At 70.0% G+C, this 18,886-nt stretch carries 15 protein-coding genes; 4 read left to right on the top strand and 11 right to left on the bottom strand.

Going from position 1 to position 18,886, the window contains the following annotated elements; genetic code table 11:
• Positions 1–39 precede the first annotated feature (39 nt).
• Positions 40–1,050 (top strand): agmatine deiminase family protein, encoded by a 1,011-nt coding sequence (locus M3M28_RS02940; protein WP_249387359.1) that lies wholly within the window; start codon positions 40–42, stop codon positions 1,048–1,050.
• Between the two features lie 78 nt (positions 1,051–1,128).
• Entirely contained in the window at positions 1,129–2,040 is a 912-nt protein-coding gene (locus M3M28_RS02935) for an acyl-CoA thioesterase (RefSeq protein ID WP_431193866.1), read from the top strand.
• On the opposite strand, the gene M3M28_RS02930 is transcribed toward M3M28_RS02935, so the two are convergent.
• Genes M3M28_RS02930 through M3M28_RS02920 form a run of 3 tightly spaced genes read right to left on the bottom strand, consistent with a single transcriptional unit; the run spans position 2,024 to position 5,520 of the window.
• Positions 2,024–3,487 (bottom strand): MFS transporter, encoded by a 1,464-nt coding sequence (locus M3M28_RS02930; protein ID WP_249387358.1) that lies wholly within the window; start codon positions 3,485–3,487, stop codon positions 2,024–2,026. The genes M3M28_RS02935 and M3M28_RS02930 overlap by 17 nt on opposite strands.
• On the bottom strand, positions 3,484–4,827 hold the full coding sequence (locus M3M28_RS02925) for a M20/M25/M40 family metallo-hydrolase (protein WP_249387357.1): 1,344 nt from the start codon (positions 4,825–4,827) through the stop codon (positions 3,484–3,486). The genes M3M28_RS02930 and M3M28_RS02925 overlap by 4 nt, the downstream gene beginning before the upstream one ends.
• A 30-nt stretch (positions 4,828–4,857) precedes the next feature.
• The gene (locus M3M28_RS02920) at positions 4,858–5,520 is read right to left on the bottom strand and encodes an NUDIX domain-containing protein (protein WP_249387356.1); all 663 of its coding nucleotides are present in this window, start codon (positions 5,518–5,520) and stop codon (positions 4,858–4,860) included.
• A gap of 34 nt (positions 5,521–5,554) precedes the next feature.
• Between M3M28_RS02920 and M3M28_RS02915 the strand changes: the two genes are divergently transcribed.
• Positions 5,555–6,304, top strand: coding sequence for an MBL fold metallo-hydrolase (locus M3M28_RS02915; RefSeq protein ID WP_249387355.1), 750 nt, complete (start codon positions 5,555–5,557; stop codon positions 6,302–6,304).
• A 46-nt stretch (positions 6,305–6,350) separates the two neighbouring features.
• Here M3M28_RS02915 and gatB read toward each other — a convergent pair whose 3' ends face one another.
• The 7 genes from gatB to M3M28_RS02880 all read right to left on the bottom strand — a co-directional run bounded on the left by gatB (position 6,351) and on the right by M3M28_RS02880 (position 15,780).
• Positions 6,351–7,859, bottom strand: coding sequence for an Asp-tRNA(Asn)/Glu-tRNA(Gln) amidotransferase subunit GatB (gene gatB, locus M3M28_RS02910; RefSeq protein ID WP_249387354.1), 1,509 nt, complete (start codon positions 7,857–7,859; stop codon positions 6,351–6,353).
• A 4-nt stretch (positions 7,860–7,863) separates the two neighbouring features.
• Complete coding sequence (gene gatA / locus M3M28_RS02905; RefSeq protein WP_249387353.1) at positions 7,864–9,372, bottom strand: Asp-tRNA(Asn)/Glu-tRNA(Gln) amidotransferase subunit GatA; 1,509 nt, start codon at positions 9,370–9,372, stop codon at positions 7,864–7,866.
• Entirely contained in the window at positions 9,372–9,671 is a 300-nt protein-coding gene (gatC, locus tag M3M28_RS02900) for an Asp-tRNA(Asn)/Glu-tRNA(Gln) amidotransferase subunit GatC (RefSeq protein WP_164509824.1), read from the bottom strand. The genes gatA and gatC overlap by 1 nt, the downstream gene beginning before the upstream one ends.
• A gap of 281 nt (positions 9,672–9,952) precedes the next feature.
• The gene (ligA, locus tag M3M28_RS02895) at positions 9,953–12,265 is read right to left on the bottom strand and encodes an NAD-dependent DNA ligase LigA (protein ID WP_249387352.1); all 2,313 of its coding nucleotides are present in this window, start codon (positions 12,263–12,265) and stop codon (positions 9,953–9,955) included.
• A 2-nt stretch (positions 12,266–12,267) separates the two neighbouring features.
• Positions 12,268–12,741 carry a hypothetical protein gene (locus M3M28_RS02890; RefSeq protein WP_249387351.1) on the bottom strand — a complete coding sequence of 158 codons (474 nt, stop codon included), beginning with the start codon at positions 12,739–12,741 and terminating at the stop codon, positions 12,268–12,270.
• A complete protein-coding gene (mnmA, locus tag M3M28_RS02885) occupies positions 12,738–13,901 on the bottom strand; it encodes a tRNA 2-thiouridine(34) synthase MnmA (RefSeq protein WP_249387350.1) in 1,164 nt (387 codons plus the stop codon). The genes M3M28_RS02890 and mnmA overlap by 4 nt, the downstream gene beginning before the upstream one ends.
• Before the next feature lie 34 nt (positions 13,902–13,935).
• Positions 13,936–15,780, bottom strand: a complete 1,845-nt coding sequence (locus tag M3M28_RS02880) for an ABC transporter ATP-binding protein (RefSeq protein WP_249387349.1) — start codon at positions 15,778–15,780, stop codon at positions 13,936–13,938.
• Positions 15,781–15,867: 87 nt separating this feature from the next.
• Between M3M28_RS02880 and M3M28_RS02875 the strand changes: the two genes are divergently transcribed.
• Positions 15,868–17,565, top strand: a complete 1,698-nt coding sequence (locus tag M3M28_RS02875) for an amidase (RefSeq protein WP_249387348.1) — start codon at positions 15,868–15,870, stop codon at positions 17,563–17,565.
• Here the strand turns inward: M3M28_RS02875 and M3M28_RS02870 are convergent.
• On the bottom strand, positions 17,562–18,866 hold the full coding sequence (locus M3M28_RS02870) for a uracil-xanthine permease family protein (RefSeq protein ID WP_249387347.1): 1,305 nt from the start codon (positions 18,864–18,866) through the stop codon (positions 17,562–17,564). The genes M3M28_RS02875 and M3M28_RS02870 overlap by 4 nt on opposite strands.
• Positions 18,867–18,886 lie beyond the last annotated feature (20 nt).

Below are 18,886 nucleotides of genomic sequence, written 5' to 3'. Positions count from 1 at the left end.
TAAGCTGGCGAGCGTACCCGCCCGAAAGGACCTGCAACGATGAAGATGCCCGCGGAATGGGAGCGCCACGAGCGCACCTGGATGGCCTGGCCCGGCCCCGGCTACCTCTTTGGTAGCTCCGAGGCCGATGCCGACGAAGCCCGCGCCACGTGGGCCTCGGTCGCGAACGCCACCGTCGATTTCGAGCCCGTGACGATTCTCGTGCCGAGCTCCGAGCTCGGCGCGGCGAAGCGCGCGCTCTCGAGCCGCGTGCACATCGAGGAGGCCGAGCTCAACGACGCTTGGATGCGCGACATCGGCCCGACCTTCGCCTTCGACGGCGACGAGCTCGTCGCGGTCAACTGGGTGTTCAACGGCTGGGGTGCCCAGTCGTGGGCGAACTGGGACAAGGACCAGCACATCGGCCGCCGCGTCGCCGAGCTCGCCGGCGTGCGCGTCGTCGACTCGCCCCTCGTCAACGAGGGCGGCGGCATCCACGTCGACGGCGCGGGCCAGGTCATGGTGACCCGCACCGTGCAGCTTGACCCGGGCCGCAACCCGAACTGGAACACCGCGAAGGTCGAGCAGGAGCTCGCCGACAAGCTCGGCACGACCTCGACCGTCTGGCTCCCCCGCGGCCTCACCCGCGACTCCGAGGAGTTCGGCACGCGCGGCCACGTCGACATCGTCGCGAGCTACACGCCCGACGGCCGCGTGCTCGTGCACGACCAGCGCGACGAAGCACATCCTGACTTCGCCGTGACGAAGCAGGTCATCGCGGCCCTCACCGAGGCGTTCGACGCGACCGACACGCCCCGCGAGATCCTCCGCGTGCCCGCGCCGAAGGAGCTCCGCGACGCCGAAGGCTGGGTCGACTACAGCTACATCAACCACCTCGTGGCGAACGACGCGGTCATCGCCTGCGGCTTCAACGACGCGAACGACGCCGAGGCGTTCGAGGTGCTCGCCGAGGCGTACCCCGGCCGCGAGATCGTGCCGGTGGATGCGCGCCCCATCTTCGCGCGCGGCGGCGGCGTGCACTGCATCACCCAGCAGCAGCCCGCTCGCTAAGCTGACGGTGTGAACGAATCGCCACAGCACCCGGTCTCGCCGCTCGCGGCAAGTAGCAATCGCCCGAGCGGCGCGATCCTGGCGCCGGGCGACACCGTCGACCTCACCGAGCTCGAGAAGGTGCCACCGCTCGAATCGTTCCTGGGCACCCTCGCGCTCTCAGAGACCGGTGCGCGCACCTCGCGCGACATCTTCACGGGGCAGAGCCAGTGGATGCCCCACGGGCGCATCTTCGGCGGGCAGGTCGCGGCGCAGTCACTCGTCGCCGCGACCCGCACCGTCGCCGACGACCGGCACATCCACTCGATGCGTGGCAACTTTCTCCGCCCCGGCAACGTGCACGAGCCGATCACCTTCTCGGTCGAACGCAGCCACGACGGCAACTCGTTCTCGACGCGCCTCGTGCAGGCGTTCCAGTACGGCGAGCCGATCTGGTCGATGATCGCGAGCTTCCAGGTCGACTCGGAGGGGCTCGACCACTACGCCGAGATGCCGCACGGCATCCCCGGCCCAGAGCAGCTGCCGAGCGCAGCCGCCCAGGTCGCGGTTGCCGGTGAGGCCCTCGCGAACTACTGGATCAACCGGCGCCCGTTCGAGCTGCGCTACGCCGACGAGCCCATCTTCCTCCAGCCCGCCTCCGGCCGCGTCGCCGAGCAGGCCGTGTGGATTCGCGCCGTCGACCAGCTGCCCGACGACGAGGTCGTGCACCGCGCATCCCTCGCCTACGCGAGCGATTACCTCATGCTCGACCCCGTGCTGCGCCGCCACGGCCTCGCCTGGACCGAGCCGCGGCTGCGCGTCGCGAGCCTCGACCACAGCGTGTGGTGGCACCGCTTCGCGCGCGCCGACGAGTGGCTGCTGCTCGTGCTGCACTCGACGAACGCGCACGGCGGGCGCGCGCTCACGCACGGCGAGTTCTACACCCGCGAGGGCCTGCTCGTCGCGAGCGTGTCGCAGGAGGCGATGATTCGCCTCAAGCCCGAGGCGTAGGCGCTGGCGCCGCCGCGTCGGTGAACGCCGCCTTCGGCACGAACAGCAGTAGCACGGCCGCGATGAGCCCCGTGACGCCGCAGACGATCCAGACGGTGAAGTAGCCGGCGAGCGAGCCGGCGGTCGCATCGGCCGTCGCCGTGGGGCCGGCCGTGCCCTGCATGAGCGCGATGCCGAAGGTGGCCGACGCGATCGCGCCGCCGACGGTCTTCACCGAGTTCGTGAGGCCCGTCGCGACGCCGGTCTGCGTCGGTGGCGCGGCGGCTGCGGCGGCGGCCGGAAGCGCCGCGACAAGCGCGCCCGAGCCGACGCCCGCGACGACCATGTTCACGATGACCTGCGCGTACGTGTTGTGGAGCGGCAGGAAGAGCAGGTAGCCGACGCCGACGAGCAGCGCCGCGGCGACGAGCGTGAGGCGCGGCGTGATCCAGCGCGACACCCGCGAGAAGAGCAGCGCGCCCGCGATCATCGCGATGAGGTAGAGGCCGATGATGAGCGAGGTGCTGAAGCCCGAGGTGCCGAGTCCATAGCCGTAGACCTCGGGGTCGGTGCGGGCGAACGTCGACAGCGGCGCCTGCGAGCCGAGCACGCTCACGCCGAAGAGCCCGGCCGTGAGGAACACGGGCGCGAGGGCTGGCGAGCGGAACATCCGCACGTCGATGAGCGGGTCGGGGTGGCGCAGCTCGTAGCGCACGAACGGCACGAGCAGCAGCAGGCCGAGCGCGACGACGCCCCAGGCCACCGGGCTCGCGGCTCCCCCGAGCCGCAGCAGGCTCAGGCCGCCCGTGAACGCGATCAGCGCGAGTGACACGAGCACGAGCCCCACGAGGTCGATCTTGCCGCCCGTGAGCAGGTCGGACTCGCGCACGCCGAAGCGAATCACGAAGAAGCACGCGACGACGAGCAGCGCCGGCACAAGCAGCACGACCCAGAGCGGCAGCGTGTCGACGAGCTGGCCGCCGAGCAGCGCGCCGGTGATCGCGCCGGCCTCGAGGGTGGCGACGAGGATGCCGGCGGCGCGGGCTGTGAGCAGCGAGGCGTCCTCGCGGCCGCGGGTGCGCGACCAGATGATTGCGACCTCGAGGGGCAGCCACACGACGTAGACGCCCTGCAGCGCCCAGGCGGCGAGGAAGAGCCCGAATGAGTTCGAGAACGGCAGCGCGAGCGACGCGATGGCCGTGATCGCGGTCGACCAGAGCAGCATGCGCTTGTGCCCGAACATGTCGCCGAGCTTCGCGAACGCCGGCACGACGAGCGCGCTGAGCATGAGCTGCGCGCCCTCGAGCCAGTTGACGTCGGCATCGTGCACGTCGAGGTGCCGCGCGATGTCGGTGAGCATCGGGGTGTAGTACCCCTGCAGCACCCCGCTCGTGAACTCGACGAAGGCGAGCAGGCCAACGATGCCCGCGAGCGGGCCGAGGGATGCGCGCCGGCGCCGGGCGCTCACGCTCGGATTCCTTCGATGAGGGTGCGGTGGAACCGCTCGCCGCGCTCGAGCTCGGCGATGTCGACTCGCTCGTCGACGCCGTGAATCGAGGCGCGCTGCTCGGCGTTCATGAGCAGCGGCGCGAAGCGATACGTCGCGGGGCAGATCTGGTGGAAGTACCGCGAGTCGGTCGCAGCCATCGTCACATAGGGCACCGTGATCGCGGCCGGGTGAGAGACGCGCACCGCCTCGGCGATGAGCGCGAACTGCGGGCCGTCGCTCGGCGACTCGGGCGACGCGTCGCTGCCTTCGAGCACCTCGACCGCGACGCTGCGGTCGGCGATGCGACGCTGCAGCCGCCGCACCGTGCCGGCGACCGTCTCGCCGAGCGCGAGCCGCAGGTTGACGACGGCCTCGGCCTGCGAGGGCAGCACGTTGTGGGCCGTGCCGCCGGTGATCTTCGTGGGTGCGACGGTCGTGCGCACGAGCGCGGCGGCCTCCCCGCCGAGCCGCGCGAAGCCGCGCGCGTTGAGCCAGGGCCATGCCGCGAGCAGCCGGTAGAGCAGCCGGCCGACGCCGGTGCTGCGCGCGGCGAACAGCCCGAGCATCCGGGTAATCGCCGCCGGCACCCGCGCCGTGAACGTCGTGGGCGTGAGCCGCGAGACTGCGCGCGAGACGCGGCCGACGGCGGTGAGCGGCGGCGGAGTCGAGGCGTGGCCGCCGTCGCTGCGGGCAGTGAGCTGCACCGTCGCGACGCCCTTTTCGCCGACGCCGACCATCGCGGCGAGGCCCAGCACGAACGGGAGCGGCGCGTCGGTGACCGCGCCGCCCTCGTCGAGCACGAGCCACGGCGTGAGCTCGCGCTCGCGGAACACCTCGACGATCGCTTGCGCCGCGGCGCCGAAGGTCTCTTCATTGCCGCCGAACGAGAGGTAGACGTCGCGTGCGGGCACGAACTCGTCGGCGAGCAGGTTCTCAACGGCGTCGAGCAGCACGACGAGCGGCCCCTTGTCGTCGAGCGCGCCGCGGCCGTAGACGCTGCCGCCCTCGATGTGACCCTCGAAGGGCGGGTGGGTCCAGGGGTCAGACTCGTCGACCGGCACGACGTCGTAGTGCGCCATGAGCACGACCGGGTCGGCCGTCGGCGTTGCGCCCGGCCAGCGATAAAGCAAGCCGAAGTCGGTGATGCGCTCGAGCTCGAGCGAGGCGTGGATGCGCGGGTACAGCTCGGCCAGCAGACTGACGAACGCCTCGAACGGCTCGTGCCCGCGCACGTCGAGTTCGGCCGACACGGTTGGCACTTGAATCATGCGCGAGAGGCGTTCGGCAATGCCGGGCCGAGGCGACGCTGCTTGGCTCATGTGCTCAGCGTAGTGCGGTCTGGGCGGCGATTAGCCCCGGAGGTAGCGCCAGGGTTTCGTGGCCGTCTCGACGCGGTGGCGGGCCTCGCCGAGGGCCTCGGGGTCGTCGTAGATCGCGTCGCCCGGCCAGCAGATGATGCCGCCGTCGCGCGCCCGGGTCGGGAGTTCTTCGAAGCCGCCCGAACGCAGCTCGGCGAGGGCCTCGGCGACGCCGGCATACTTCGTGAGCTTGTCGAGCATGACCCAGGTCGGCACGATCAGCGTGAGCGCGTCGTTCGCGTGCGCGTCGAGCATCTGCTGCGGGCGCACCCACTCGAGCGCCACCGCCTCGGCCTCGGCAGGCACCGGCGTGCCCGAGAACGTCGGGGCGACGAAGAACCAGGTGCGAAATCGCGGCGTGACGCCCTGCGGCGGGCTGAAGATCGCGAGCGGCGTGAGGCTCGCCGGGTCGACCACGAGCTCGGTCTCCTCGCGCACCTCGCGGGCGGCCGCGACGCGCGCCGCTGCCTCCTCGTCGGCCAGGTGGCCGTCTTCGGGGTCGACCTTGCCGCCCGGGTACACCCAGGCGCTCGCAAAGGAGCCGCGCGACGGGCGCTGCAGCATGAGCACCTCGATGCCCTCGTCGCCGTCGCGCAGCAGGAGCACGGTGGCGGCGAGGCGTTCGGTGGTTTCGGGCGATGCGGGTGTGGTCACCTGTGCACCATATCTCGGGCGATACGCTGGCGGTATGGCTGTCGACATCGCGCAGGTGCGGGCGAACAACCCGTCACCGATGACCCTGACCGGAACGAACACGTACGTCATCACGAGCGGCGAGGTGAGCTGCGTCGTCGACCCGGGCCCGCTCGAGGCCGAGCACCTCGATGCGATCGTCGCGACCGCCGAGCAGATCGTGCTCGTGCTCTCCACCCACCGCCACAGCGACCACACGGCCGCGGTCGACGAGCTCGTGACGCGCACCGGCGCATCCGCCCGCGCCATCTCGCCCGAGTGGTGCCGGGGTGCCGAGCCGCTCCACAACGGCGAAGCGATCGCGCTCGGCGACACGAGCCTGCGCATCCTCGCCACCCCGGGCCACACGAGCGACTCGATGAGCGTGCTCGTGCCCGAGGCCCACGCCGTGCTCACCGGCGACACCGTGCTCGGCGGTTCGACCACCGTGCTCGAATACCCCGACGGCACGCTGCGCGACTACCTCGCGTCGCTCGACCAGCTCGAGAAGCTCGGCGCCAGCCGCATCCTGCCCGGCCACGGCGACGAGATCGAGGCGGGCGACGAGGCCGTACGCGAGCTGCGCGAGCACCGCCTCGGCCGACTCAAGCAGATTCAGGATGCGCTCGCGCAGCTCGGCGAGGCACCCCGCGTCGACGAGGGGCTCATCGACCGCCTCGTCGAGCTCATCTATCCGGGCGTCGCCGCGGCGGGCGCCGCCCGGTTGTCGGTCGCGGCTCAGCTCGACTACCTGGCGGAGACGTAAGAAGTGGGCGGTGGGCATCGTGCCCACCGCCCACTACTTTCTGTGGTTACGCCTGTGCGCGCTCGAGAATGAGCTCGCGCACGCGCTTCGCGTCGGCCTGGCCGCCCATGGCCTTCATGACCGCGCCGATGACGGCGCCGGCGGCCTGCACTTTGCCGTCCTGAATCTTCGCGAGCACGTCGGGCTGTGCCGCGAGCGCCTCGTCGATTGCGGCGATGAGCGCGCCGTCGTCCGAGACCACCGCGAGCCCGCGCGCATCCACGACCTCGCGCGGCGACCCCTCGCCCGCGAGCACGCCCTCGAGCACCTGGCGCGCGAGCTTGTCGTTGACGGTGCCGTCGGCGATGAGTGCCTCGAGCTCGGCAACCTGCTGCGGCGTCGCGAGGGCGGTCGGGTGCACGCCCTGCTCGTTCGCGAGGCGGCTCAGCTCGCCGAGCCACCACTTGCGGGCGCCCTGCGGGGCCGCACCGGCCTTGACCGTCTCGTCGACCGCGTCGAGCAGGCCACCGTTGACGATGTCCTGGAACACTTGACCGCTGAACTCCCACTCGCCGCGCAGGCGCCGGCGGCGCAGCACCGGTTGTTCGGGCAGGGCCGCCCGCAGTTCCTCGACGAGCTCGCGGCTCGGGCGAAGCGGCATGAGGTCGGGCTCGGGGAAGTACCGGTAGTCATCGGCGTCAGACTTCGGACGCCCCGACGAGGTGCGGCCGGTGTCTTCGTGCCAGTGTCGCGTCTCCTGCGTGATCGCGGTGCCCTGGTCGAGCAGCGCGGCCTGACGCTGAATTTCGTAGCGCACGGCGCGCTCGATCGAGCGGAACGAGTTGATGTTCTTCGTCTCGGTGCGCGTGCCGAGCTTCTCCTCGCCGCGGGGACGCAGCGACACGTTCGCGTCGCAGCGCAGGTTGCCGCGCTCCATGCGAGCGTACGAGACGCCGAGCGAACGGGCGATGTCGCGAATCGTCGACACATACGCCGCCGCAAGCTCGGGGGTGCGTGCCTCGCCGCCGAAGATCGGCTTCGTGACGATCTCGACGAGCGGCACACCCGCGCGGTTGTAGTCGACGAGCGACGAGCTCGCGCCCTGGATGCGCCCGGTCGAGCCCATGTGCGTGAGCTTGCCCGCGTCGTCCTCCATATGCGCGCGCTCGATCGGCACCTGGAACACCGTGCCGTCCTCGAGCTCAACCTCGACCTCGCCCTCGAACGCGATCGGGTCGTCGTACTGCGAGATCTGGTAGTTGCGGGGGCTGTCGGGGTAGTAGTAGTTCTTACGCGCGAACGACGACTCCTCGGCGATCGAGCAGCCGAGCGCGAGCCCGAGCTGAATCGAGTAGCGCACCGCCTCCTCGTTCACGACGGGTAGCGTACCCGGCAATCCGAGGTCGACGGGGCCGATCTGCGTATTCGGCTCGGCGTCATGTTCGTCGCCCGAGGGGTTCGGTGCGGGCGAGAACATTTTCGTCTTCGTCGAAAGCTCGACGTGCACCTCGAGGCCGATGACGGGCTCGTACTTCTCGAGCGCGGCATCGAAGTCCATGAGTTCCGGCTTCGCCATCTCGCTACGCCTCCTTCAGCTCGGGGGCCTGCGCGTAGAGCGGGCTCCCCCATTGTTCGTTGAGTGCTGCCTCGAGCGCGGCGCCGACCTTGTAAAGGCGGGCGTCCTCGCGCGCGGGCGCCATGAATTGGAAGCCGACCGGCAGGCCCTCGCTCAGGCCCATGGGCAGCGACAGGGCCGGGATGCCCGCAAGGTTCGCGGGAATCGTCGTGATGTCGGCGACGTACATCGCGGTCGGGTCGTCGAGGCGCTCGCCGAGCTTCCACGCGACCGTCGGCGACGTCGGTGCGACCAGCACGTCGACCTCGCCGAACGCGCGGTCAAAGTCACCTTGCACGAGGGTGCGCACCTTCTGCGCCGAGCCGTAGTAGGCGTCGTAGTAGCCGCTCGACAGGGCGTAGGTGCCGAGCAGGATGCGGCGCTTCGCCTCGTCGCCGAAGCCGGCGGCACGGGTCGCGCTCATGACCTGCTCGACGTTCGCGCCCTCGGGCGTAACGCGCAGACCGTAGCGCACCGAGTCGTAGCGGGCGAGGTTGCTCGAAACCTCGGCGGGCATGAGCAGGTAGTACGCCGCGACGGCGTAGTCGAGGGTGTCGAGGTCGATCCAGGTGATCGTCGCGCCGCGAGCGGTGAGCACGTCGAGCGCCTCCTGGAAGCGCTCGCGCACGCCCGCCTCGAAGCCCTCGCCCTCGGCCAGCTGGCGCGGCACGCCGACGCGCAGGCCAGCCACCGCATCCGACTCGAGGCCAGCTTGCGCGGCAGACGCGAACGACGGCCAGTCGTGGGTCATCGAGGTCTGGTCGCGCACGTCGTGGCCACCGATGACGTCGTGGAGCAGCGCCGCGTCGAGCACCGTGCGCGCGGCGGGACCGATCTGGTCAAGCGAGGAGGCCATCGCGATGGCGCCGTAGCGGCTCACGCCGCCGTAGGTCGGCTTCACGCCAACGGTGCCGGTGACCGAGGCGGGCTGGCGCACCGAGCCGCCCGTGTCGGTGCCGAGCGCGATCGGTGCCTCGAAGGCGGCGACGGCCGCGGCCGAACCACCGCCCGAGCCACCAGGGATCCGGTCGAGACCCCACGGGTTGTTCGTGGCGCCAAAGCCCGAGGTCTCGGTCGACGAGCCCATCGCGAACTCATCCATGTTCGTCTTGCCGAGAATCGGCATGCCGGCGGCGCGCAGGCGTTCGATGACGTGCGCGTCGTACGGCGGCTGCCAGCCCTCGAGGATGCGGCTGCCCGCCGTGGTCTCGAGGCCGCGGGTGACGAGGTTGTCCTTGACCGCGATCGGCACGCCGGCGAGCGGCGAGGTGGTGTCACCGGCAGCGCGGGCCGCGTCGGCGGCCTCAGCCTGCTGCAGCGCGCCCTCGGCGTCGACAGTGAGGTACGCGTGCACGACGCCGTCAACGGCGGTGATGCGGTCCAGGTGCGCCTGCGTCGCTTCGACCGAGGTCGTTTCGCCGGCCGTCAGGCGCTGCGCGAGTTCGGCGGCGGTGAGCTTGGTGAGGTCGGTCATTAGGCTTCCTCCCCCAAGATCGCGGTGACCTTGAACCGGGTCTCGTCGCGGTCGGGGGCCTGTTCGAGCACCTCATCGCGGTCGAGGGTCGGCGCCGCCTCGTCGGGGCGCGTGACATTCGCGTTCACGAACGGGTGGCTTGCGGGCGCAACGTCGGGCGTCGCGACCTCCTGAACCTTGCTGATGAGCTGGTTGATGGCGCCGAGCTGCTCGGTCATGCGCCCGATCTCTTCTTCCGTGAGATCGATGCGCGAGAGCTCCGCCAGGTGCTCGACGTCTGCACGAGTGATGTCTGACATACCGTTCCGTCTTCGAGTGCGATTACGACCAATCCAGTCTAGTTCGCCCACCCCACACCCCGACCCCTTCCGTTGAGTGGTCGTTGTTTGGAGTTTCCAGGGCGGTGAGACTACAAAAAGTGACCACTCAACATCGAGCAGGGCAGCCGAACCGCACCTGGCATATCACCCGACCCGGCGATTCCAGCTGAACTGGCGCCGTCACCGACAAGTGGCACGATCCTCACGGCGCCGGTTGTCGTTCACGGCGCCACTTGCGGCGCGGGCGACTGCGTCAGGCGTCAGGCGTCGGCGTCGGCAGCAAGCCCTGCCACCGCATCCGGGCCGCCGTCGAGCAGCAGGCGGAAGCCGTCGGCGTCGAGCACCGGGATGCCGAGCTCTTCAGCCTTCGTGAGCTTCGAACCCGCGCCGGGGCCCGCAGCGACGAAGTCGGTCTTCTTCGAGACCGAGCTGGCGGCCTTGCCGCCCGCAGCGATGATCGCCTCCTTCGCGCCCTCGCGCGTGAAGCCCTCGAGCGTGCCGGTCGCGACGACGGTGAGGCCGGTGAGCGGGCCCTCGATGTCTTCTTTCGCGCCCGGGCCCGGGTGACCGGGCGTCGCCCACTGCACGCCGGCGGCGGTCCAGCGGTCGACGATCTCTAGATGCCAGTCGACCTGGAGCCACTCGGCGATGGATTCGGCGATGATCGGGCCAACACCCTCGACGGCCGACAGCTCTTCGACCGAGGCCGCGCGAATCGCGTCGAGCGAACCGAACCAGTCCGCGAGCGCGCGCGCCGCAACCGGCCCGACGTGGCGGATGTTCAGCGACACGAGCAGGCGCCACAGCTCCTTCGTCTTCGCCTTCTCGAGCTCGTCGAGCAGCTTCTGGGCCTGCGTCGACGCGCCGTACACCGGCACATCCTTCTTGAACCCGGCCTTGCGGCGCTCGGCCGCGGTCATGCCCTCGGCCTCGGGCGCGTAGGTCTTCGACTTGACGACGCGGAAAGGCGTGCGCCGCCGCGGCGTCCCGTCAGCATCCACCTTCGGCTCGCCCGTGTCGGCGTCGCGCACTGTCACGACGATGGGCACGAGCTCGTCGAGCGTGAGGTCAAACAGCGAGGCCTCGGTCACGAGCGGCGGTGTCTCGGGTTCATCCGGTTGGGTGAGCGCCGCCGCGGTCACCTCGCCGAGTACCTCAATGTCGAGGCCCGAGCGTGAACCGATGTGCTCGACGCGGCCGCGCACCTGCGCCGGGCAGCTGCGAGCGTTCGGGCAGCGCAGGTCGACGTCACCCTCTTTCATCGCGCGCAGCTCGGTGCCGCACTCGGGGCACACCGTCGGCATCTCGAAGGGGCGAGCGTCGTCGGGCCGCTCCGCGAGCACCGGGCCGAGCACCTCGGGAATCACGTCGCCGGCCTTGCGCAGCACGACGGTGTCGCCGATGAGCACGCCCTTCGCCACCACGACATCCTGGTTGTGCAGCGTCGCGAACGTCACGGTCGAGCCGGCGACGCGCACCGGCTCCATCACGGCGTACGGGGTCACCCGGCCGGTGCGGCCCACGCCGACGCGCACGTCGATGAGCTTCGTGTGCACCTCTTCGGGTGGGTATTTGTAGGCGATCGCCCAGCGCGGGGCGCGCGAGGTCGCGCCGAGCTCGTCGTGCTGCGCGAGGTTGTCGACCTTCACGACGATGCCGTCGAGCTCGTGCTCGATCGAGGCTCGGCGCTCGCCGTACTCGGCGACGTAGTCGACCACCGCATCCGCCGAGTCGAGCACGCGCGTGTGCGGGCTCGTCGGCAGGCCCCAGCTCGCGAAGAGCTCGTAGTAGTCCGACTGATTCTCGAGTCGCGGGCTCGCGTTCGCGCCCTGCTCCCACGCGCCGATGCCGTGCACGTACATGCTGAGGCGGCCGAGCCGCCTGCGCATGAGGTCGAGCTTCGTGCCGGTCTTACCCTCGCGCTTCTGCCGCAACGAGCCGGATGCGGCGTTGCGGGGATTCGCGAACAGCGGCTCGCCCGCCTCGGCCTGTTCGGCATTGAGCGCGCGGAAATCGTCGACGCGGAAGAACACCTCGCCCCGCACCTCGACGAGCTCGGGAATGCCCTCACCGGTGAGCTGCTGCGGGATCGCCGCGATGTCGGCAATGTTCTCGGTGACGTCCTCACCCGTGCGCCCGTCGCCCCGCGTCGCGGCGATCGTCAGGGCGCCTCGCTCGTAGGTGAGCGAAATCGCGAGCCCGTCGATCTTCACCTCGCTGAGCCAGCGCACCGTGCCACCGGCCGCCTCGCCGGTACGCCCGAGCCAGGTGCGCAGCTCGTCGACCGAGAACACGTTGTCGAGCGAGAGCATCCGTTCGCGGTGCGTCACCTCGGCGAAGAGCGAGGAGGCGCCACCGCCGACGACCTGCGTCGGCGAGTCTTGCGACTGCAGCTCGGGGAACTGCGCCTCGAGCTCGCGCAGGCGCGCCATCGCGGCGTCGTACTCGGCGTCGGTGACGAGTTGCGTGTCGCCCTCGTAGTACGCGGCCGACCACTGGGTGAGCTGATCGGCGAGCCGATCAGCCTCCTCGCGAGCCTCGTCGAATTCCAGAGCGGGATCGCGGTCGGCCATGGCTAGCTCCTCTTGGCGCGGCGTTCGCGCACGACCGACTCGGCGGCGCGCAGGGAGGCTCCGAGGAGCCATTCGGTCTTGTCGTGCAGGCGCTTCTCGGCGCGCGCCGTGCTCGTCGTGTCGCGGTAAACGAGCGCGACGCCGAGCACGAAGATGACGATGGCGACGGAAACGAAGATCCAGAACCAGGTGATGTCGGGCTGCATCAGGAAGATCGAGGCCATGAGTACGCCGGCCGCGATGATGAGCCAGAGCAGCACGGCGAGAATCCAGTCCTTGACGCCGAATCGCCTCGCCGGCTGCGTGCAACGCGCGGCGAGCTGGCCGGCCTCGTGGCGGAACTTCGCGTCAAAGTCGGCGCGCAGCTTCGTCTCGTCATCGATGTGCTTGTAGCCGCGCGCCCAGCGCTCGGCCTGCTCGCTGAGACGATCGAGCGCCTGCCCATCCTTGAGCTGGGGTGCGGCTGCGCCGGTCAACTGGCCTCCTTGGCGAGGGATGCGGGCTCGAGGTCGAGCTGCGAGGTTGCGATGTCGATGGTGAACTGGCCGAGCACGCGGCTGCCGACGTAGACCACGGCCGACTGGCCGGTCGCGACGCCGACGAGCGGGGTGTCGACCCGCACCGAGATCTCGACGCCCGGCTCGGTCGCGTCGGGCCGGGTCGAGCGCGCGGCGCGACGGATGCGGCAGGTGCCGGGCTGCGGGTCGGCGTGCGCGCGAATCTGCACGTCGCAGCGAAACTCGGTGATGTCGGGGGCGGCGCCCGCCCAGCTAAAGCGCTGGCCGGCGATCTCGCCCACCGCGAGCGCCTCCTTCGGCCCGACCGTGACGGTGTTCGTCTGCGGGTCGGTGCCGAGCACGAACCGGGGGCGGCCGTCGGCAGCCGGACGCGAGAGGTTGAGGCCCTTGCGCTGGCCGACCGTGTACGAGCTCGCACCCTGGTGCTCACCAAGCACCTCGCCAGAGCGGTCGACGATCGCGCCGGGGCGCAGCGGGATGTGCTCGCCAAGCCACGAGCGCGTGTCGCCGTCGGGGATAAAGCAGATGTCGTAGCTATCGGGCTTGTTCGCCGTGACGAAGCCGCGCTCGCGCGCCTCCTCGCGAATGAGCTCCTTCGACGGCGTCGCGCCGAGCGGGAACCAGCAGTGCTCGAGCTGCTCGGCGGTGAGAACTCCGAGCACGTACGACTGGTCCTTCGCCTCCTCCGACGAGCGGTGCAGCTCGCGCTGGCCGTCCTCGCGGTCGACGACCTCGGCATAGTGGCCGGTGACGACCGCGTCGAAGCCGAGGTCGAGCGCCTTGTCGAGCAGCGCCGCGAACTTGATCTTCTCGTTGCAGCGCAGGCACGGGTTCGGGGTGCGGCCCTGGGCGTACTCGGCAATGAAGTCGTCGACCACGTCGAGCTTGAAGCGCTCCGAGAAGTCCCAGACATAGAAGGGAATGCCAAGGGCGTCCGACACGCGCCGCGCATCCATCGCATCCTCGATCGTGCAACAGCCGCGCGAGCCCTGCCGCAGGGTGCCGCCCGCGCGCGAAAGCGCGAGGTGCACGCCAACCACCTCGTGGCCAGCGTCGACCGCGCGGGCCGCCGCGACCGACGAGTCAACGCCGCCGCTCATTGCTGCAAGAACCTTCATAACCCGTCTAGTTTACGAGGGTCGCTTGGATGCGCTACTCTCCCGACTCGGCGTACAGGGTCGCGTAAGCTCCGCCGGCCGCGAGCAGCTCGTCGTGCGTGCCGCGCTCGACGATCTCGCCGTGGCTCACGACGTGAATGACGTCGGCCTCGCGGATCGTCGAGAGCCGGTGCGCAATCGCCACCACGGTGCGGCCCCGGCTCGCCTCATCAATCGCCGCCTGCACGTGCCGCTCGCTCACCGCATCCAGCGCGCTCGTCGCCTCGTCGAGCACGAGCACCGCCGGGTCTTTCAGCAGCACGCGGGCGATCGCGACGCGCTGCTTCTCGCCGCCCGAGAGGCGGTAGCCGCGCTCCCCCACGATCGTCTCGTAGGCGTCGGGGAACGTCATGATCTGCTCGTGGATGCTCGCCTTGCGGCACGCGGTCTCGAGCTCCTCGAGCGAGGCGTCGGGTTTCGCGAGCCGGAGGTTCTCGGCGATGCTCGCGTGCACGAGGTACGACTCCTGGCTCACCATGCCGACGTTTGCGACGATGTCGGCCCGGCGCAGCTGCTTCACGTCGGTGCCCGCGAAGGCGACCACCCCATCCGTCGCGTCGTAGAGCCGCGCCGAGAGGTAGGCGATGGTCGATTTGCCGGCGCCGGATGGGCCGACGAACGCCACGAACTCGCCCGACTTCGCCGAGAACGAGACGCCGCTCAACGTCGCCGGCTCGTCGTCGCGCTGGTCGGGGTAGCGGAAGACGACGTCGCGGAACTCGATGTCGCCGACGCGCTCGGGCCGCAGCGGCTGCGGCTGCTCGGGCTCGACAATGGCCGGCTGGAGGTTGAGGTATTCGAAGATGCGCGCGAACAGCGCCTTCGAGGTCTGCACGTCGAGGCCGGTGCGCATCAGGCCGAGCAGCGGGCGGCGCAGCTGCGTGTTCACGCTCGTGAAGGCGACGATCGTACCCGCCGTGAGCGTCGCGCCGCCGGTGATGAGGTAGCCGGCGACGACGTAGATGATGACGGGAACGAGCGCCATGACGACGCTGACGAAGGCGAAGAAGCGCTGGCCGGCCATGGCCTGCTGAATCTGCAGGCCCACCTGCTGCTCGTTCGCGGCGCGGTAGTCGGCGGTCGCGGCGTCTTCGCGGCCGAGCGTCTTCGTGAGCAGCACACCCGACACCGAGAGCTGCTCCTGGGTCATCGCCGTCATATTCGCGAGCGACTGCTGCGTCTTCGTTGCGATGCGCGCGCGGCGCTGGCCGACGCGACGCTGCAGCAGGAGCAGCGGCGGCAGGATAATGAGCGAGAGCACCGCGAGCTGCCAGCTCAGCACGAACATCGCGACGATCGAGGCGATGGTCGTGACGATGTTGCCGACGATCGAGGTGAAGGTGTTCTGCAGCACGTTCGCGACGCCGCCGACGTCGTTCTGCAGGCGCGACTGCACCTCACCCGTCTTCGTGCGGGCAAAGAACCCGAGCTCCATCGACTGGAGCTTCTCGAACAGGCGCATGCGCAGATCGGCCGTGACCGAATTGCCGACCTTCGCGGTGAGCCACGTCTGCCACACCGAAATGCCGGCGCTCACGATAAGCACGGCGACCATCGCGCCGACGATCCACCACAGGGCGACCAGGTCGGGGCCGCCACCCGCGACCGGGAACAGGCCGCGGTCGAACGCCTGCTGCGTGAGCAGCGCGGGCGCGACACCGAGTGCCGCGGTGATAAGCACGAGGATGAGCGCGACCGAGAGCGGCGCGCGGTAGGGCACGAAGAGGGTGCCGATGCGGCGCCAGAGGTGCGGTACCTCGGGCGCGGCGCCGTTCTGCTCGCGCATCACCGACTCGTCAGGAATGTTCCGACCGGTGCCTCGCCCGTGCATCATTGTCATGCGACCAGCGTAGGTGGGCCGGGCCTACACTTCGGGAACTAAATCGATTAAGCTGGCGCCGGTGCAGCCGGATACAAGGAGGTCGCCGTGACCCAACGCCCAGTCGACGTCGTCGAAGCGAGCATCGCCGAACTTCGCGAGGCCCTCGAAACGGGCCAGGCCACCGCGGTCGACCTCGTCGAGGCCTATCTGGCTCGCATCGACGCCTACGACGGGGCGCTCAACGCGATCGTCGTGCGCAACCCCGACGCGCTCGCCGAGGCGCGCGCATCCGACGAGCGCCGCGCCCGCGGCGAAACCCTCGGGCCGCTCGACGGCATCCCGTACACGGCGAAGGACAGCTACATGGCGCGCGGCCTCACCGTCGCCGCCGGCTCCCCCGCGTTCAAAGACCTCGTCGCGCAGCGCGACGCGTTCACAATCGAGCGGCTGCGCGCCGGCGGCGCCGTGCTGCTCGGGTTGACGAACATGCCACCGATGGCGAATGGCGGGATGCAGCGGGGCGTCTACGGCCGCGCCGAGAGCCCGTACCAGCGCGAGTGGCTCACCTCGGCGTTCGGCTCGGGGTCGTCGAACGGCTCGGGCACTGCGACCGCCGCGTCGTTCGCCGCGTTCGGCCTTGCCGAGGAGTCGTGGTCGTCGGGCCGCGCGCCCGCCTCGAACAACGCGCTCTGCGCCTACACGCCCTCGCGCGGCGTCATCTCGATGCGCGGCAACTGGCCGCTCGTGCCGACGATGGATGTCGCGGTGCCGCACACCCGCAGCATGGCCGATCTGCTCGAGGTGCTCGACGCCGTGGTCGCCGACGACGCCGAAACGCGCGGCGACTTCTGGCGCGTGCAGCCCTGGGTCACGATCCCCGCCGCCTCCGAGGTGCGGCCCGCGTCCTACCCGGCGCTCGCTGCGTCGGCGTCGCTGCAGGGCAAACGTTTCGGCGTGCCGCGCATGTACATCAACGCCGACGAGGCGGCCGGCACCGGCGAGCAGCCGCGCTTCGGCGGGCCGACCGGCACGCGCATCCATACCCGCGAGTCGATCATGGAGCTCTGGCGCGCTGCCCGCGCCGACCTCGAGGCGGCCGGCGCCGAGGTCGTCGAGGTCGACTTCCCCGTCGTGAGCAACTACGAGGGCGACCGACCCGGCACCCCGACCATCGGCACCCGCGGCCTGCTGCCCGAGGGCTACCTCGACCACGAGATTCTCGAGCTCTCGCTCTGGTCGTGGCACGACTTTCTCGATGCGAACGGCGACCCGCGACTCAACCGCCTCGCCGATGTCGACGAGGAGCTCATCTTCCCGCAGCCTGCCGGCGCGCTGCCCGACCAGTACGGCTCGCTCGACTTCGACATCCGCCGCTACGTCTGGTTCGCACGTGAGCACGGCATCCCGGTGCTCGAAGACATCCCAACCATCGGCGAGGGGCTGATGGGTCTCGAAGCGACGCGCCGCATCGACCTCGAGAACTGGTTGCAGGCGCTCGGCCTCGACGCCGTGGTCTTCCCCGCCGTCGCCGACATCGGGCCGGCCGACATGGATGTGAACCCGGCCTCGGCCGAGCTCGGCTGGCGCAACGGCGTGTGGGTCGCGAACGGCAACCTCGTGCCACGCCACCTCGGCATCCCGACCGTCACCGTGCCGATGGGCACGATGGCCGACATCGGGATGCCCGTGGGCCTCACCTTCGCCGGTCGCGCCTACGACGACAATGCGCTGCTCGGCTACGGCGCAGCGTTCGAGGCCATTCGCCCGCGCCGCACCGTACCGGGCGGAACCCCGCGGCTCTAGCTGCGGGGCGCATCCTGCACTGGGACCGACGACGTCGCGGTTTCGCGCGGGTCGGTGCCGGTGAGGCGGCCGAGCTGGTTCATCAGGTGGTAGATGATGAGCGCCGCGAGGGTGCCAAGGGCGATGCCGTTGAAGATGATGCCACCGAAGTCCCACGTGACGTTCGCGATGCCGACAACGAGTGCGACGCCCGCGGTCATCTGGTTCTTCGGCTTGGCGAAGTCCACCTTCGAGTCAACCCACATGCGAATGCCGACGATGCCGATGAGGCCATAGAGCACGAAGGTAACGCCACCAAGCACGCCGGCCGGAATCGAAAAGATGATCTCGCCGACCTTCGGGCTCATCGCGAGCAGGATCGCGGCGATGCCCGCGACCCAATAGGCCGCCGTCGAGTAGACGCGGGTGGCGCTCATGACGCCGATGTTCTCGCCGTAGGTGGTCGTCGGCGAACCGCCGAACGTCGCCGAGAGCGCGGTCGCGATGCCGTCGGAGGCGAGCGTGCGGCCAACCATGTGGTCGAGCTTGCGGCCGGTCATTTGGCCAACCGAGGTGACGTGGCCGACGTTCTCGGCGATGAGCACGAGAATCACCGGGAGGAACATTGGCAGCACCGCGAGGTTGAACTCGGGGGTGTGGAATTCGGGCAGGCCGATCCAGGCCGCATCGGCGACGCGGTCGAAGTTCACCTCGCCGCGGAAGATCGCGAAGACGTACCCGACGACAACGCCGAGGAGCACCGAGACGCGGCCGAGGATGCCGCGGAACAGTGCGGTGCAGAGCACCACCGCGAACAGCGTGACGACGGCAGTCGGCGCCGACTGTTCGAAGTTGTCGTAGGCCGTGGGCGCAAGGTTGAAGCCGATGAGCGCGACGATCGAGCCCATGACAACCGGGGGCATGAGCCAGGTGATCCAGCGCGTGCCGACGAGCTGCACGAGGATGCCGATGAGGGCGAGCACGATGCCAGTGATGAGCACACCGCCGAGGGCGACCGCCATATTGTTCGACGCGGTCGCGGCCATGATCGGCGAGATGAACGCAAAGCTTGAGCCGAGGTAGCTCGGCACCTTGTTCTGCGTGATGAGCAGGAACAGCAGCGTGCCGACGCCCGAGAACAGCAGCGTCGTCGAGGGCGGAAAGCCGGTGAGCAGCGGCACGAGGAACGTCGCGCCAAACATCGCGATGACGTGCTGAGCCCCGATGCCGATCGTGACGGGCCACGCGAGCCGCTCATCCGGTGCGACCACCTCGCCCGGCTTCACCGTGCGGCCATTCCCGTGCAGCTTCCAACTCAACATGCGCTCCCCATCCTCAAACC

The sequence above is a fragment of the Gulosibacter sediminis genome, from assembly GCF_023370115.1.
Taxonomy (GTDB): Bacteria; Actinomycetota; Actinomycetes; order Actinomycetales; family Microbacteriaceae; genus Gulosibacter; species Gulosibacter sediminis_A.
This window is presented reverse-complemented; position numbering and strand designations above follow the sequence as displayed.